This is a genomic window from Enterococcus sp. DIV0901a (assembly GCF_051711525.1).
Taxonomy (GTDB): Bacteria; Bacillota; Bacilli; order Lactobacillales; family Enterococcaceae; genus Enterococcus_B; species Enterococcus_B faecium.
In genome coordinates this window covers 362,143-377,754 of record NZ_JBIOMW010000001.1, presented here as the reverse complement: position 1 = coordinate 377,754, position 15,612 = coordinate 362,143, and the positions used below count along the sequence as shown (strand labels likewise).

Sequence of the window (15,612 nt, the reverse complement as noted above, 5' to 3'; positions counted from 1 at the left end):
ATGAAATATTTTCTTTTGTCTATTGACTTGTGCAATCGGTTGCGTTTATTATGAACGTATAAAACAGCTCATTAGGAGGAGAAAAATGAAACAGATCAAACGACTATTTGCTATTGATCCATGGAAAATCAGCACGACACAATTAGATAAAAAAAATCTTCGACTGCAAGAATCTTTAACAAGTATTGGAAACGGTTATATGGGGATGCGCGGGAACTTTGAAGAAACTTACTCAGGGGACCACCATCAAGGTACTTATTTGGCGGGTGTCTGGTATCCCGATAAGACACGTGTCGGCTGGTGGAAAAATGGTTATCCAGAATACTTTGGAAAAGTGATCAACGCCTTGAACTTTATCGCGATAGATATTTCGATCAACGATCAGCTGATCGACTTGGCTTCTTTGGAACCAGAAGACTTTTACTGGGAATTAGATATGAAAAATGGTGTATTATCTCGTACATTCACAATCACTACTTCTACTAATAAAGTACGCATTTCCTTCGAACGTTTTCTGAGCATTGTCAAAAAAGAATCAGCTTATATCTATTTAACTATAGAAATGCTTGAAGGTAGCGGAACAGTCAAACTCGTATCAAAATTGGATGGAAATGTTCAAAACGAAGACAGCAACTATGATGAACATTTTTGGAATGAGATTGATCGTGGAACTATAGAAGAAATCGGCTATTTGACGACTAAAACTATTCCAAACAACTTTGGGATTGAACAATTTACTGTTACTGCAGCAATGCGCCATTTCGTTAATGGAAAATCAGTCATCCCTGACTATCACGAAGATACTTTAGCATTACATGGTTGCTTGTCTGCAGAATTATCTCAAGGTGAGACATGGTCAGTGGAAAAAGAAATTATCGTTCTTACTAGTAGAGATATTCCAGAAGCGCAGCAAGCAGAAAAAGCTGTCTCAGAATTAACGAACCAGACAAACAATTATATCCAAGCAAAAGAAGAGCAAACAGCGGCTTGGGCAGAACGATGGAAGCTTGCCGATGTGGTCATCGAAGGAGACGAAGAAGCACAACAAGGTATTCGATTCAATTTGTTCCAACTATTCTCTACTTACTACGGCGAAGATGAACGATTGAATATCGGCCCCAAAGGATTCACAGGAGAAAAATACGGCGGAGCCACTTACTGGGATACAGAAGCGTATGCTGTCCCTCTTTATCTTGCTTTAGCCAAACCTGAAGTAACTAAGAATCTGCTGAAATATCGGCATAATCAACTGCCGCAAGCAATCCACAACGCTCAGCAACAAGGATTAAAAGGCGCGCTTTATCCTATGGTCACCTTCACTGGTGTCGAATGCCATAACGAGTGGGAAATCACATTCGAGGAGATTCACCGAAATGGCGCGATTGCCTATGCAATCTACAATTATACGAATTACACCGGCGATACGGAATATTTGAAAAATGAAGGACTGGAAGTTTTAGCAGAAATCGCACGCTTCTGGGCAGACCGTGTCCATTTTTCAAAACGAGCAAATAAATACATGATCCACGGTGTGACCGGCCCAAACGAATATGAGAACAATATCAATAACAATTGGTATACAAATACGATCGCAGCTTGGGTCTTGCGTTACACGCGAGAAAATTATTTAACTTATCAAAAAGAAGCTGCTATCACTATCAGCGAAGAAGAACTAGCCAAATGGAAAGATATCGCAGAGAACATGTACTTCCCAGTTGACGAAGAATTAGGAATCTTTGTCCAGCATGACACATTCTTAGATAAAGATCTCATGCCTGTATCCGATATTCCCACAAGCGATCTTCCTCTGAATCAGCATTGGTCTTGGGACAAAATCCTTAGATCTTGCTTCATCAAGCAGGCAGATGTACTACAGGGGATTTATTTCTTCAATGATACTTTTACAAAAGAAGAAAAGCAAAAAAACTTTGATTTCTATGAACCAATGACTGTCCATGAGTCTTCCCTTTCGCCAAGTATCCATTCGATTTTAGCAGCAGAATTAGGAATGGAAAGCAAAGCTGTAGAAATGTACCAGCGAACAGCTCGCTTGGATTTGGATAATTACAATAACGACACAGAAGACGGCTTGCACATCACTTCCATGACTGGTAGCTGGTTGTCGATCGTCCAAGGGTTTGCTCAAATGAAAACTGCCCATGATCAGTTGAGATTCGCACCATTTCTGCCAAAAACTTGGAAAGCTTATTCTTTCCATATCAATTATCGCGGACGTTTATTGTTCATCTCAGTCACAGATGAACAAGTTACTTTCGAGTTATTAGAAGGTTCTCCTCTAGAAATTTACGTCTATGAACAGTCTTATTCTTTAGCGGATCGTCTAGAAATAACGCTAAGAAAGGAGGAAGCAAATGTTTAAAGGGGTATTGTTTGATTTAGACGGTGTCATTACCGATACTGCTGAATTCCATTATCGTGCTTGGCGAAAGCTTGGTCAGGAAATCGGCATTACGATCGATCGTACATTCAACGAACAGCTAAAAGGCGTCAGCCGAGAAGACTCACTCTCTTTGCTTTTAGCTTATGGCGGAAAAGAACACTCTTTTTCAAAGGAAGAATTTGCAGAATTAGCGAAAAGAAAAAACGATTATTATTTAGAGATGATCCAGACGATCGAACCAAAAGATGTCTTCCCCGGAGTCGTGCCTTTACTGGATTCTTTAAAAGAAGAAAAAATCAAGATTGCTCTTGCTTCTGCAAGTAAAAACGGGCCATTCCTACTTGAAAAAATGGGTCTTACACCCTACTTTGATGCTATTGCCGACCCGGCAGAAGCAACAAACGGAAAACCTGCGCCAGATATCTTCCTCCTTGCAGCAAAAGCTGTCGGACTAAAAGCAGAAGAATGTATCGGGATCGAAGACGCGCAAGCCGGTATCCAAGCCATCCTCTCAAGTGGCGCTCAACCAATTGGCGTGGGACGTGCTGAAGACCTTGGAGAGGAGATCCCGCTTGTCCCTGATACGACTTTTCTTACGATCGATTACTTGAAAGAAAAGTGGCATGACCATGGATAATCCAGAAATCTCCGTCGTACCAGTTCCAGAGACTGAAATAAAGAAAATCACATTGAAGAACGACTACTTAGAAGTCGTTCTTCTCAATTACGGTGCCCGCCTGCACCAAATCTTCGCACCAGACAAAGAAGGAAAATCAGAAAATGTTTTATTGTCTTACGATCGTTTCGAAGATGTTCTAACAGACAAAAGCTTTTTTGGAGCAACTGTCGGACCTGTAGCCGGAAGGATCCGGGATGCTTCTTGGGGTGAGCATAGATTGGAGAAAAACTGCGGATCACACCATATCCACGGTGGCACGAAAGGCTGGTCTTTCCAATTTTGGGAAGTAGAAGTTTTCAAAACTCCATCATCAATAGGTGTGGTCTTTTACTTAAAAGATGAATTTTCTACCTATCCAGGACCAATCACTGCTACGATCACTTACCGTTTAACAAAAAACGAATTAGAGATGACAACCTCTGCTAGTAGCCTTGTTGAAACCATCTGCAATCCGACCAACCATGCCTACTTCAACCTTTCAGGAAATGGAACAAGAGACATCTATGAACATCAGTTAACGGTCTTTTTAGATGGTGTGCTTGAATTAGATCAAGAAAAACTGCCTACTGGAAATTGGACAAAAAAAGAAGAACTGCCAATCGACTTTAGAAAATCCCCAACACTGCAAGAGATCCTTGCATGTTATCCAGATGGACTAGATGATGTATTTCTTTTGCATCATCCTAGGCTTTCCAAAACTTCCTTACAATTATTCGAGAAGCATTCTGGTCGCCAAATGACTATAGCAACTTCTAATAAAAGTATGGTATTATTTTCTACGACTGGATTCGAAGCTGATTTCTCTGTCAATGGAAAACAGATGCATTCAAACTACGGATTAGCAATCGAACCGCAAGAAATCCCTGATATCGTTCATTTCCCCAAATTTGGATCGATCAACCTCCATCCTGGTCAAGAACGGATCAGTCAGACGATTTATCGGTTCTCTGCACAATAACAAGAGAAAGGTGTTTTTATCATGGCTATTACCGTAAAAGATGTGGCGAAAAAAGCCGGTGTTGCCACCTCGACCGTCTCTCGTGTCATCAACGATCATCCTAGTATTTCCGAGACAACAAAGAAGAAAGTCCGAAAAATTATGGATGAACTAGGTTATGTTCCTAACATGACTGCCCGCAATCTAGGAAAACGCATTTCCAGTGCCATCGGCGTAATCTTACCCCCTCTTGATTCAAAAGAGCGGATCGGTAACCCATTTTATCTTGAGATCATGGAAGCAATCAACGAAGAAGCGCGGAATTATGATATGACTACAGCAATCGCTACTGCTAAAAATTTTGAATTGCTGTTAGAGAACGTCCAGCGTATGCATTTACAAAAACAAGTAGATGGTTTTATTCTAGTGTATTCAGATAGTCAAGATCCTGTCATTGATTATTTATACCAAAACCACATCCCTTTCACTTTGATCGGACAGCCTTATCATCATGAGAACGAAATCGTTTATGTAGATAATGATAACCAGCTTCTAGGTAAACAAGCAACAGAATTTTTGATCCAGAATGGACATAAGAATATCCTGTTTGTGACAAACACGACTCATGAAAGTTTGTATTTCGAACGATATTTCGGTTATCAAAAAGCAATGATGATGGCTGGTCTTCCTGCGTTATCCAGTGTAGTACTAGAGCATCCGGAGGATTATCTGTCCTTTGAGAAAACGTTGAAAGAAAACGAAGCCACAGCATTGGTGGTCATTGACGATATCTTCGCCCTTCGCACGATGCAGTTGGCGCAAATGTACGGCTATGTCATTCCAGAGACACTCTCCGTCATTAGCTTCAACAACTCGATCTTCTCAACATTAACACACCCTTACCTTACAAGTATCGATATCGATATCTCCGAATTAGGACGTGTCGCTATGCAAAAGCTGCGCGAATTGATCCATGAAGAATTGAGCAGTGGCGTACGTTTGGTCATCCCTCATCGCTTGATCAAAAGAGAGACAGTCGTTCCTTTAGAAAACCCATACTAAATAGCTGACTCACTAAATACGCTGACCATTTATCCTATGGTCAGCTTTTTATGTAAAAGAAGATACTACTTCTAACACATTGTTTATCTGTAAAAAAGAGCGTGGGACAAAAGTAAAGAACACTTTTGTCTCACGCTCTAAACACGTATAAACGGCGGAAGCAGAAGCAACTCCTTCGGAAATAAGCTGAAATTCACAAAAATTTAAAAAGCAATTTTCTTGAGTTTCTTCTTATTTCTTGGAGTTAAACGCTTCTGTCCCAGCCTCTTTTTTCCTTCCTTCAATTTTTTACACGTCGACGATTCAATAAAAAACCGCCTAATATTGTAAAGACAGGTGCAAGAATCGAGAAAAAGGCGAATGGCAAGTAATGCAACGCGCTAACTTTCATCGTTCCCATAATGAATGTGCCGCTGACTCCCCACGGTACGAGAGAATTGACGGTCGCACCTGAATCCGCTAGTGTTCGTGTCAAATAGGTTTTTGATAAGCCAACGTCATCAAAAGAACGCTTGAATGTTTCTCCTGGAAGAATGATGGACAGATACTGTTCTCCAACGATCAGATTGATTCCGATACAGCTCAAGGCAGTAAACCCGACTAAACGAGAAGGTCGGTCCATCTTTTCTTTTAATTCTTGAACGATGGTATCAACGATCAGATATTTGATCAGTAACCCACCTAATGCCAATGCAAGTAAAATCAAACTAGCAGAACCTAACATACTCATGATCCCGCCTCGAGAAAGCAGTTCATCTAGCTTTGGATCAGGTGTATTTGCGACATAACCATTCATCAAGATGTCTGCTGCTTTTCCGACCGTCAAACTTTTCTCATGGATAAAAGAAAGAACGAGAGCAGCTGTCGATCCCGCTAGTAATGTAGGGATAGCTGGAATTTTTTTGATTGCCCCCCCAAATAAAATAACTAGTGGAATCAATGTCCAAGGAGAGATCCAAAAGCTCGCTTTCATGTTTTGGATCATTTCATTGATACTAGCTAGATCGGCTGAATGACTGTTATGTCCTAATATCGTATAAAAAATCAACGAAAGGACGAATGCTGGGAAATCCGTATAACGCATACCAGCGATATGTTCGAATAGATTAACTCCTCCAATACCCGCTGCCAAGTTGGTCGTATCTGATAAAGGCGAGCAGTTATTCCCTAAAAAGGCACCGGAAACGACTGCGCCTGTAGTCATTGCATCATTGAATCCAAGTAAATGACCGATCCCCAAAAAAGCAATTCCAATCGTCGAAATCGTTGTAAATGAACTGCCGACAGTCACTCCGACAATTGCACAAACAAGAAATGCTGTCGGTAAAAAGAAACGCACAGAAACAAGTTTAAATCCATAAACCATAATCGTAGGGATGGTTCCAGATAAAATCCATGAAGCAACTAAGACACCAATCAAAAGAAAAATCAGGATTGGAATGATCCCTGGAGTGATTCCTTTGATGATCCCGTCATGGATCTCATCCCATGTGAACTTTTTAAATCTGCCATAAAACAACAAACACATGAAAGCTGCAAGGATCGGGATATGTGGCGAGAGCTGGAATCCGATGATCAGTACTCCTAGGAGTGCCAACAACACGATCAATACAGCGATACTTTCTTTTAAAGAAATATTTTTATTCATCGTCGATCTCCTATTTCAAATGAAAAGGCCCTGCCATGAAAAAACTATTCACTTGGCAGGACCTCCTACTAAATCAGCGACAAAACGTCGGCTGAAAGACTTATTTTTTTATTTTTCTTCTAAACTTTTTTCTACCTCAATCCCCCAAGAATCTTTCTTGAAGTGATTGATGATCAATGGAATAACGAACATGACCACTGTGATAGCTGCTACTAATAATGCATCACTCAATGTCGCTGTACCTAATGTAGCAAATACGACAACGATGATAGAGAAGATCAGCATGCAGCTGACTACCCAAGCTAATCCGTTTCCGTTTTTACCAATTCGGTAAGGACGTTCGAATTCTGGATGTTTCTTACGCATTTTAAGCAATGAAACAGCAATCAAAATGTACACGATACAATAAATAACAGTCGTAGCATTTGTAAGTGTCAAGAATACAGCACTTACGTCATCCATTACACCATAAAGCAAAGCAAATAATGAAATAACGATTGATTGTGTTAGAACGACATTTCTAGATACGCCGTATTTGTTTTCTTTATGGAATCCGAATTTTGGTGGAAGGAATCCTTCACGAGCTACTTGGATGATTGTTTTTGATGGTCCAGTAACCCAAGCTGATAATTGTAAAAGCACACCAATAAATACCATGAAGCTGAAGATATTTCCGATCACTTCTGGTAAGCCTAGGATTTGACAGTCAATCAAGATAGGCTGTGTGATATTTGCTAATTCCATTTTTCCATCTGGTACGACATTTGCTACAAGCATCGCATTGATGACATTCAATAAAACTAATCCGATCAAAGCGATAAATACGCCTTTTGTATAATTTTTTGTTGCGTCTTTCAAACGAGGCATGTAAACAGAACTCATTTCGATCCCAACAAAAATAAATGTGATACCAGCTAAGTATTTCAATGAATCAATATGTTCCAAGTCAGGGAAAGCTTTTGACCATGAAAAGTCACCTAGATAGCCGTTTGAGACTAGTCCGACTTTGAAGGCTGCCAAAACACCTAAAACGAACATGATGACTACTGGGATATATACCCCTAGCCATACACCGATGTTCCCGCCGACTTTTGCCATATCGAATTTCAAGTTCAAGATCGTGATGATCCAGTAGATAACTAAAATACAACCTAAAACGAACCAGTGATTATTGCCAAGTTCTACATTACCAAATGTGTTTCCTAACAATGGTCCTAAAGTAGAAGCGACCATTACCATACCTGGGAACATTTGCACCCATAATAGCCATGCAACGACAAATCCCCATTTGCTGCCCAGTGCTGTTTTTACCCATAACTGAGGACCGCCTTCTTGAGGAAGCATCGTTGAAAGCTCACCGGAAACCATTGATATCGGACCGGCAAAAAACAAAACTGCAAAAATTGAATAAAAAATCAATGTCCAACCGACTGCGGCTAACGTAGGAATACTCCGAACCGTTGCACACAGTGCCATTGTCAGACCGATAAAGGTCCCAAGACCCATTTTACTTACTTCAGATTTACTCACCGTTGACACTCTCCTTGATTTTTTGGATAAAATAACGGTGTCTTTGAAGTAGTTTCAGCAATAAACGAAACAATTCAGCGAATATTTGAGGGGATTCTTTGAGTCTATTGCTTGAAGGGTTTCTTCAAAGACAACCTCAAAACAAAGGGATCGAAGAGCTTAGGTCTCCCCTTGCTCTTCAGATCCAAACATGCGTCAGAAACAGTTAGTATTCAAGCTGTTTTCTAACATGATTACCTTGCTTATTTTGCTTCGCTTGCCAATAATTGGTCTGCGTAGATTTTTTCCAATTTTTCTTGAAGAGCTGCTTTGATTTTTTCAGCATATTCTTCAAAGTGTTCTTCTTTGTTCATGTATGGTGTCATTACGCTGGCACGCAATACAGTTACTTTTCCGGCACGGTTCCATTCTTCATCTGAGAATCCTAGTTGGTTCACAAATTGTAATGGGCTGTTGCCATAGTCTGGGATAGCAAAGTCAGTATGTGAAGTTAAGAACTCATTACCGTAAATGCTTCCTTTCACGTATGAAGAATAATCATATACGTCATGGTTCAATTTATTCATTGCAACTAAGTCATCGTTGCCTTTTTCTTTGAATACATAGTCTACCATATTGAAATCTGGATAAGTTAATGGATGAACTTCGATTTCTTTGTCTCCTACTTTAAATGACAAGTCATTCAAGAAGTTGTAGAAACGATGTGCACCTTCGATTGATGCACCCATTAATTTACCATATCCTGTGACATTCAAAGGTAAGACATGGTGTGCTGCCCAAACGCTGGCTGCTGTTGCCCCTGCTTTTGAACCTTCCAAGATATAAGCCCCAAGTAATGCTGGGATATCTGCGCCTTTTTCAAATACATATGTCGCAAAGTAAGAGATAACGTCTCTCATGCGGATATCTTTGATGACGATACCACCGGCAGAATATGGAACATAGCCCATTTTATGTGGGTCAATCGTTACAGATTCTGCTTCTTCGATTGCTTTATATGCACTGTGTACTTCTTCTAAGATATAATCTTTGTTTTCTGTAAAGACATTGTATTTGTAATGAACATCTTTTAAATCTTCAAATGGAATGAAGTTGTTGTCTTCGTCTAAGAAAATCGCACGGCCGTATCCGCCATAAGCAGCATCTACGTGTAAGTAGAAGTAAATACCGTCTTTTTCTAATACGCGACGCAATGCAACGATTTTATCGATACCGTCGATTGCTCCTTCTTCTGTTGATCCTACAACACCGACTACACCTAGGATTGGTGTTTTTTCAGCTGCTAGACCACGAACGATTTTTTCAAGTTCGTTGATGTCCATGCGATAGTTGTGGTCAACTGGCACTGGAATCACTTGGTCTAAACCGATACCGATGATGTCGGCAGCTTTTAGCCATGAATAGTGTTTAGTTTGTGGAACCAACCATTTTCCTAATTTTTCTAAATGTTTTCCGCTACGTGCTGAGTGAGCTTTGATTTCGTCGATTTTTTCTGGGACGCTGTCTAACAGATTCATGATTTCTTCTGTTGACAAGTTCATTAATTCCCAATCACTTTTTCCAGCAACTAGTTCAGGTGTCACTTCTTTCATTGCAAGCGGCAATGATTTGATGTTGCGGGCATACCAAAGTCCTTCTAAGTTTGCTAAAGAACCATCAGCAACGATGTGGCCCCAGCCATCTTTATAGCTCATTAATTTTGCAAATTCCATTCCTACTTCTTCTTCCATTTGGCTTGTTGCAGGAGAAGATTCATAGGCAACGTTATTACCATTCCATAGCATAGCAAAATTGTACGCTAGTAAAGATGGCATCAATGTTTCAGAGTTCATATGACCCCAGTAACGTCCGGCATTATGCCAAGGAACGGAATGGGTACGCATCCGCGCTGAAATTTCTGATAGAACATCCTTTGTTTTATTCACAGTGTGTTCAAAACTAGCACTGCTTTTTTCTTCTGGCGTAATAATAGGCATGTCTTGAGGCATGTAGTTTTGACGCCAGCCTAAATGTTCATCCACCAATTCATTCAACAAAGCTTTATAGATTTGGCCGTTCTCAGCTTTGTCCCCAATGAATAGGGCATTTAGGTTTAGATCTTTCGACAATGATTCACTCATAGTGAAACCCTCCTAAAAAAATATTTAAATTTTGTCGAGCCCTACATTACACCTGTTCTTCTATTCTGTAAACTAAGTTTTGGCCTGATTTTTAATCATATTTTAATATGTATCAATTATCCGAATTGTTCACACTTTTGAAATAATTAAAAAAAACGAGGGAATTTACAAATGTAAACTCCCTCGCAAAGATTGTATTAACGACAACCAGCGTTCTATTTTAGGATGGGTTTCAAAATTGGAATGTTGTAATAGTATTTCCCTTTTTCAAGGTAAAAACTTACTAAATTCTAATCAATTACTTTGGCCAAAAAGTAATTTTTCTTACCTTTTCGAATAACCACAAACTTACCATCGAATTCATCGGATGGATTTATGACAAAATTTAAATCGGTAACGCGGTCACCGTTAATACTTATAGCTCCGTTTGAAACATCTTCACGTGCTTGACGTTTAGATGGTTCAATTTTTGTGGAAACAAGCAGTTCCACGATATTTTCAGGTGTGCTTGAAATTTCAACGTTCGGCATTTTACCGAATCCTTGCGCGATTTCTTCCGCATTTAGTTCTTTAATATTTCCAGAGAACAATGCTTGCGTTATTTTTTGCGCTTCTTTCAAGTCTTCTTCACTATGCACAAATCTTGTAACTTCTTCTGCCAAACGGCGTTGTGCTTCACGTTTCTCAGGTTCTGTCTCTACTTTTTTCGCTAAGTCTTCGATTTCTTCTTGAGACAAGAAAGTAAAGAATTTCAAGTATTTCACTACATCGCGATCATCTTGATTCAACCAGAATTGGTAGAACTCAAATGGTGAAGTTTTCTTCGGATCAAGCCAAACGGCACCGCCTGCAGTTTTTCCGAATTTCGTTCCGTCAGCCTTCAGCATCAATGGGATCGTTAAACCGAACGCTTCTGCTTCTGGTCCTTCTAATTTTCGGATTAGGTCTAATCCAGCTGTGATATTTCCCCATTGGTCTGCTCCACCGATTTGCAATTGCACATCGTATGTTTTATGCAGATGCAAAAAGTCGATAGATTGCAGGATTTGGTAAGTAAACTCTGTAAATGAGATTCCTACTTCCAAACGGCTGGCAACGATATCTTTTGCTAACATCGTGTTGATGTTGAAGTTTTTACCGTAGTCTCTCAAAAATTCAAGTAAAGAGATTTTTGACAACCAGTCGTAGTTGTTCACAAATGTGATATTTGCATCTTTACCAAACAATTTTCTCATTTGATTGGAAAGTGCGTCCACGTTATGTTGCACTTGTTCCATCGTTTGCAACACACGTTCTGTTTTGCGGCCGCTTGGGTCGCCGATCGTTCCTGTTCCGCCGCCAATCAGAATATATGGATGATGGCCTGCCAATTGGAATCTTTTCATCATCATAAATGGAATCAAATGTCCGATATGCATCGAATCACCAGTTGGATCAACGCCGCAATAAAGTGAAATGCTCTTTTCTTCAACGAGCTCGCGAAGTCTTTCTTCGTTTGTTTGCTGATTAATGGCGTCGCGCCAAGTTAATTCATCAATAATATTCATTTTACTGACCTCCGTGTAGTTTTTTTATGAAAGCAGGAACCTGCTAGCATGTGTAATTAATTATTTCTTCAGGATAGGATAGGAAATAAAAAAAGTCCCTTGGCATATAAGCCAAGGGACGAAATCTCGCGGTACCACCCAATTTGTATGTCTAGATATCCAACATACCTCTCGAACATTTAACGCTGTCGCGTGGCAATCACTGCCAAAGACTCCTGAAATGTAATTCGTTTTAAAGCATGTACTGGTTTGCAGCGACCACCAGCTTTCTGAAACATTGGCTTTAACAACTACTTCGTTTCGATCTTCGTCTTGTTATTATTAATATGTGTCTATCATAGAGCGCAACTTTTTCTTTGTCAACAGAAAAAGGATATTTTTTTTAAATTCCTCATTTTTTCTTTTTTGAATCCGCTCTAATTCCGAACATTTTATTTTCAATTATTGTTAAAAGAAATAACTTTTTCTGTATTTTTTCTGCAATTTATCGAGAAGTCACTTTACTTTGCCTCTTATTCTTTCTTCGTTACAATAAGGAATGGGACAAGTAAAAAAATGAAAAAGCAAGGGACGAGGTATATGGAAAAAAAGCAAAAAATTATTTTAGGAGCCACTTCTGCTTTAACTATCGTTATTTTAATTCTAAGTTTGTTTTTTGTCATCCGATCATCTACAAAAAAAGAACCAATCATTCCTGAAAAAAAAATAACAGAAAAAGCAAAAGAACCGACAGATGATAAGCAACAACTAGTTACTCAAGCAAAAAATCTGGCTCAAAGCTACGATTATGACCAAGCGATTGCGTTATTGGAAAAAGATAGTAAGAACGGATCTACTGAAACACAACAGCTTCTTCAAACACTAAAAAAGGAGAAAGAACAACTGATCGACTGGTCTGATCCTACTCAGATCTCTCATGTCTTTTTCCACAGCTTGATCGTGGACCCGCAAAAAGCCTTCCACTCTCAACAGGCACAAGGATACAAAGATTATATGGTGACTGTTGAAGAATTCAACCGTTCGATCGAACAACTTTATCAAAATGATTTTGTTTTAGTTAATTTGAATGATTTGATCCAAAAAGACGAACAAGGAAATCTTTCCTTTAACGGGCTTGCGCTACCTGAAGGAAAAAAACCATTGGTTCTTTCACAAGATGATGTCAGCTATTATGAATATATGGATAATTCCGGTTTTCCTAGCCGATTGGTCGTATCAAATAACAATGAAATCAAAAATGTCTATAAAGAGAAAGATAAAGAAGAAATCGGTGACTTTGACATGGTTCCTCTGATCGATGCCTTTGTCAAGAAACATCCTGATTTTTCTTATCGAGGCGCAAAAGGTACCTTGGCCCTGACAGGTTACAACGGAGTTTTAGGTTATCGAACATCAAAATCTCAATATGGAGACAATGAAAAAACAAAAAAAGAGATTAAAGAAGCTAAAAAAGTGGCGGAACAGTTGAAGAAAGACGGCTGGAGCTTTGCTTCCCATACATGGGGTCACTTGAATATGACTCAAGCTTCACTAGAAGATGTAAAAAAAGACAATGAATTGTGGCAGCAAGAAGTTGCACCTATCCTAGGAAAAACAAATATTCTGATTTATCCATTTGGTGCAGACATCAGCGACTGGCAGCCTTATTCAGCAGAAAATCAAAAATTTGCTTACTTGAAGAGTCAAGGTTTCGATATTTTCTGTAATGTCGATGCTTCTACACCAGCTTGGGGACAATTAGGTACGGATTTCTATCGAAATGCTCGGATCAATATCGATGGCATTCGTTTTCAATCTGATTTAGACGGAAAAAATCCTATTCTTGATCCATTCATCAATGTCCATGATGTCTATGACAAAGAAGCACGCGAATCTGCTTGATTTTACGTCATTTATGAACCAAAAAAGCCGAACTGACATTTTATCGTCAGTTTCGGCTTTTTTATGCTTTATTTCTTCTTCGGTGCGATTCCCTTGATCAGGACTTCTGTCCATTCTGCTGTATATGGAAGCAGTTTTGCGTATATCTCCGGCTTAGAAATTCCTTCTACCATTGCTTGAAAATAGAGGATCAAGAACTCATCCGAATATTTCAAATCCACTTTTCCTTCTTTCCGCCCTCGATGGAAAAGATCAAGCATGATACTGAAACTTTCTTGCGTATACGCATCCATCGCGTCAGAAAATTCTTTTTTTTCTTTTTTTGTATAGTATGTCATCAAATCGATATAAAATTGTTTGTTCACTCGATTGAGATAACGGATTTTGTTTTCACTCATGGCAATCAGTGTTTCTTCAAATGGAAGATTTTCCGCAATCAACGCTTTCGCTTCTTGCCCTAAATCATTCATAAATGCAAAAAATACTTCATAAATCAGCCCTTCCTTGCTGCCAAAATATTTAAAAATCGTCGCTTTACTTACCTGAGCGTTCTCAGCTACCTTATCCATTGTCACTCCAGCGGTTCCTATGTCTGTGTTCATCAAGTCAAAAGCTGCTTGTAAAATCTCCTTCTTTTTCTCTTGTGCTCTCTTTTCAAAACCGTTCATTTGTAGAGCCTCCCGTAATTTTAAACTTTTATAATATATATAGTTCAAATTTATTCTGAGGTTTATTATAACTATCTATTGAGAAAGTATCAAGCTAGCAATTCCTTGTTTATGAATTCATTGACAGAAATTTATAAAAAGAATATTATGTACTAAAATAATAAAAAAAGTTTTATAAAAAGGTATAAAACCTTTTTATTAAACTATTTAATCTTGTTTAGTATATATTTTTAGAAAAAGGAGTGGGGTTTTTATGGCAGAAATCGTCAAAGTCACACATTTGAAAAAGAGCTTTGGTCGTTTCGAAGCTTTAAAAGATGTCTCTTTCACCGTACATTCAGGTGAAGTCGTTGGATTTATCGGACCAAATGGTTCTGGAAAATCCACGACGATTCGGACACTTTTAGGGATTATAAAAAAAGACGGCGGAACGGCAACGATTTTTGGGCAAGATGTATGGGAAGATAGTTTATCTATCCATGAACGTCTTTCTTATGTTCCAGGCGATATCTCTTTGTGGGGAAATTTGACTGGAGGAGCGATCATCGATCTCTTCATGAAGCTTCATGGAAAAGGGAGTGCTCAAAAAAAAGATGAACTGATTCAACGTTTCTCTCTTGATCCTAAGAAAAAAGCAAAAAACTATTCAAAAGGAAATCGCCAAAAAGTGGGCTTGATTGCTGCTTTGGCTGTTGATTCGGATCTCTATTTATTTGATGAGCCTACTTCTGGTTTAGATCCTTTGATGGAAACGATTTTCCAAGAAGAAGTTGAAAAATTGAAAGAACAGGGCAAATCCATCCTACTTTCTTCTCATATTCTCAGTGAAGTCGAGCGACTAGCGGATAAAGTCGTGATCATACGCGAAGGAACAGTCGTAGAAGAAGGAACACTCGATGAATTGCGTCATTTGACTCGTTCGACCATCACTATAGAAACAGAAGCAGAGAATAGTCACTTAGCACAATTGAACGGTGTCCATGACTTTGTGCAAAAAGGTCACCTCGCTCAATTTGCTGCTGATAACGAAGCTTTCGATGTGATTTTAGCTGAAGCGTCTAAATTAGGTGTGAAAAAATTTGAATCTATTCCACCGACTCTTGAGGATTTATTCATGAGACATTATGAAGGATGAGGAG

The 15,612-nt window shown here is 39.1% G+C and carries 11 protein-coding genes and 1 other annotated feature; of the genes, 6 read left to right on the top strand and 5 right to left on the bottom strand.

Features of this window, described 5'->3' with window-relative positions:
- Positions 1–85 precede the first annotated feature (85 nt).
- The 4 genes from IGL70_RS01820 to IGL70_RS01805 are packed head-to-tail and all read left to right on the top strand — an operon-like array spanning position 86 to position 5,079.
- A complete protein-coding gene (locus tag IGL70_RS01820) occupies positions 86–2,380 on the top strand; it encodes a glycoside hydrolase family 65 protein (RefSeq protein ID WP_002286373.1) in 2,295 nt (764 codons plus the stop codon).
- Positions 2,373–3,038, top strand: a complete 666-nt coding sequence (gene pgmB, locus IGL70_RS01815) for a beta-phosphoglucomutase (RefSeq protein ID WP_002307916.1) — start codon at positions 2,373–2,375, stop codon at positions 3,036–3,038. The genes IGL70_RS01820 and pgmB overlap by 8 nt, the downstream gene beginning before the upstream one ends.
- Positions 3,031–4,038: an aldose epimerase family protein gene (locus tag IGL70_RS01810; protein ID WP_002328285.1), complete on the top strand. Its 1,008-nt coding sequence runs from the start codon at positions 3,031–3,033 to the stop codon at positions 4,036–4,038. Before pgmB ends, IGL70_RS01810 begins: the two co-directional genes overlap by 8 nt.
- Before the next feature lie 21 nt (positions 4,039–4,059).
- Positions 4,060–5,079 (top strand): LacI family DNA-binding transcriptional regulator, encoded by a 1,020-nt coding sequence (locus IGL70_RS01805; RefSeq protein WP_002294628.1) that lies wholly within the window; start codon positions 4,060–4,062, stop codon positions 5,077–5,079.
- A 280-nt stretch (positions 5,080–5,359) separates the two neighbouring features.
- Here the strand turns inward: IGL70_RS01805 and nhaC are convergent, their stop codons facing one another.
- The 4 genes from nhaC to tyrS form a co-directional block, all read right to left on the bottom strand.
- The gene (nhaC, locus tag IGL70_RS01800) at positions 5,360–6,727 is read right to left on the bottom strand and encodes a Na+/H+ antiporter NhaC (protein WP_002286385.1); all 1,368 of its coding nucleotides are present in this window, start codon (positions 6,725–6,727) and stop codon (positions 5,360–5,362) included.
- 108 nt (positions 6,728–6,835) lie between these two features.
- Entirely contained in the window at positions 6,836–8,233 is a 1,398-nt protein-coding gene (tyrP, locus tag IGL70_RS01795) for a tyrosine-tyramine antiporter (RefSeq protein WP_002316652.1), read from the bottom strand.
- 266 nt (positions 8,234–8,499) lie between these two features.
- On the bottom strand, positions 8,500–10,377 hold the full coding sequence (tdc, locus tag IGL70_RS01790) for a tyrosine decarboxylase (RefSeq protein WP_002286400.1): 1,878 nt from the start codon (positions 10,375–10,377) through the stop codon (positions 8,500–8,502).
- Between the two features lie 290 nt (positions 10,378–10,667).
- Positions 10,668–11,924, bottom strand: coding sequence for a tyrosine--tRNA ligase (gene tyrS, locus IGL70_RS01785; RefSeq protein ID WP_002286405.1), 1,257 nt, complete (start codon positions 11,922–11,924; stop codon positions 10,668–10,670).
- 111 nt (positions 11,925–12,035) lie between these two features.
- Positions 12,036–12,241, bottom strand: a binding site (T-box leader).
- Positions 12,242–12,503: 262 nt separating this feature from the next.
- Between tyrS and IGL70_RS01780 the strand changes: the two genes are divergently transcribed.
- On the top strand, positions 12,504–13,805 hold the full coding sequence (locus tag IGL70_RS01780) for a polysaccharide deacetylase family protein (RefSeq protein ID WP_002296829.1): 1,302 nt from the start codon (positions 12,504–12,506) through the stop codon (positions 13,803–13,805).
- A 68-nt stretch (positions 13,806–13,873) separates the two neighbouring features.
- Here IGL70_RS01780 and IGL70_RS01775 read toward each other — a convergent pair whose 3' ends face one another.
- Positions 13,874–14,473, bottom strand: coding sequence for a TetR/AcrR family transcriptional regulator (locus tag IGL70_RS01775; protein ID WP_002294634.1), 600 nt, complete (start codon positions 14,471–14,473; stop codon positions 13,874–13,876).
- Positions 14,474–14,726: 253 nt separating this feature from the next.
- On the opposite strand from IGL70_RS01775, the gene IGL70_RS01770 reads away from it, so the two are divergent.
- Positions 14,727–15,608 carry an ABC transporter ATP-binding protein gene (locus tag IGL70_RS01770; RefSeq protein WP_002294635.1) on the top strand — a complete coding sequence of 294 codons (882 nt, stop codon included), beginning with the start codon at positions 14,727–14,729 and terminating at the stop codon, positions 15,606–15,608.
- Positions 15,609–15,612: the final 4 nt, after the last annotated feature.

Excerpts from the sequence above, each read along its gene's own strand:
- tyrP (WP_002316652.1), bottom strand. The coding sequence starts at position 8,233 with ATGGGTCTTGGGACCTTTATCGGTCTGACAATGGCACTGTGTGCAACG.
- IGL70_RS01820 (WP_002286373.1), top strand. The coding sequence starts at position 86 with ATGAAACAGATCAAACGACTATTTGCTATTGATCCATGGAAAATCAGC.
- IGL70_RS01780 (WP_002296829.1), top strand. The coding sequence starts at position 12,504 with ATGGAAAAAAAGCAAAAAATTATTTTAGGAGCCACTTCTGCTTTAACT.
- nhaC (WP_002286385.1), bottom strand. The coding sequence starts at position 6,727 with ATGAATAAAAATATTTCTTTAAAAGAAAGTATCGCTGTATTGATCGTG.
- pgmB (WP_002307916.1), top strand. The coding sequence starts at position 2,373 with ATGTTTAAAGGGGTATTGTTTGATTTAGACGGTGTCATTACCGATACT.
- tyrS (WP_002286405.1), bottom strand. The coding sequence starts at position 11,924 with ATGAATATTATTGATGAATTAACTTGGCGCGACGCCATTAATCAGCAA.
- IGL70_RS01810 (WP_002328285.1), top strand. The coding sequence starts at position 3,031 with ATGGATAATCCAGAAATCTCCGTCGTACCAGTTCCAGAGACTGAAATA.
- IGL70_RS01775 (WP_002294634.1), bottom strand. The coding sequence starts at position 14,473 with ATGAACGGTTTTGAAAAGAGAGCACAAGAGAAAAAGAAGGAGATTTTA.
- tdc (WP_002286400.1), bottom strand. The coding sequence starts at position 10,377 with ATGAGTGAATCATTGTCGAAAGATCTAAACCTAAATGCCCTATTCATT.
- IGL70_RS01770 (WP_002294635.1), top strand. The coding sequence starts at position 14,727 with ATGGCAGAAATCGTCAAAGTCACACATTTGAAAAAGAGCTTTGGTCGT.
- IGL70_RS01805 (WP_002294628.1), top strand. The coding sequence starts at position 4,060 with ATGGCTATTACCGTAAAAGATGTGGCGAAAAAAGCCGGTGTTGCCACC.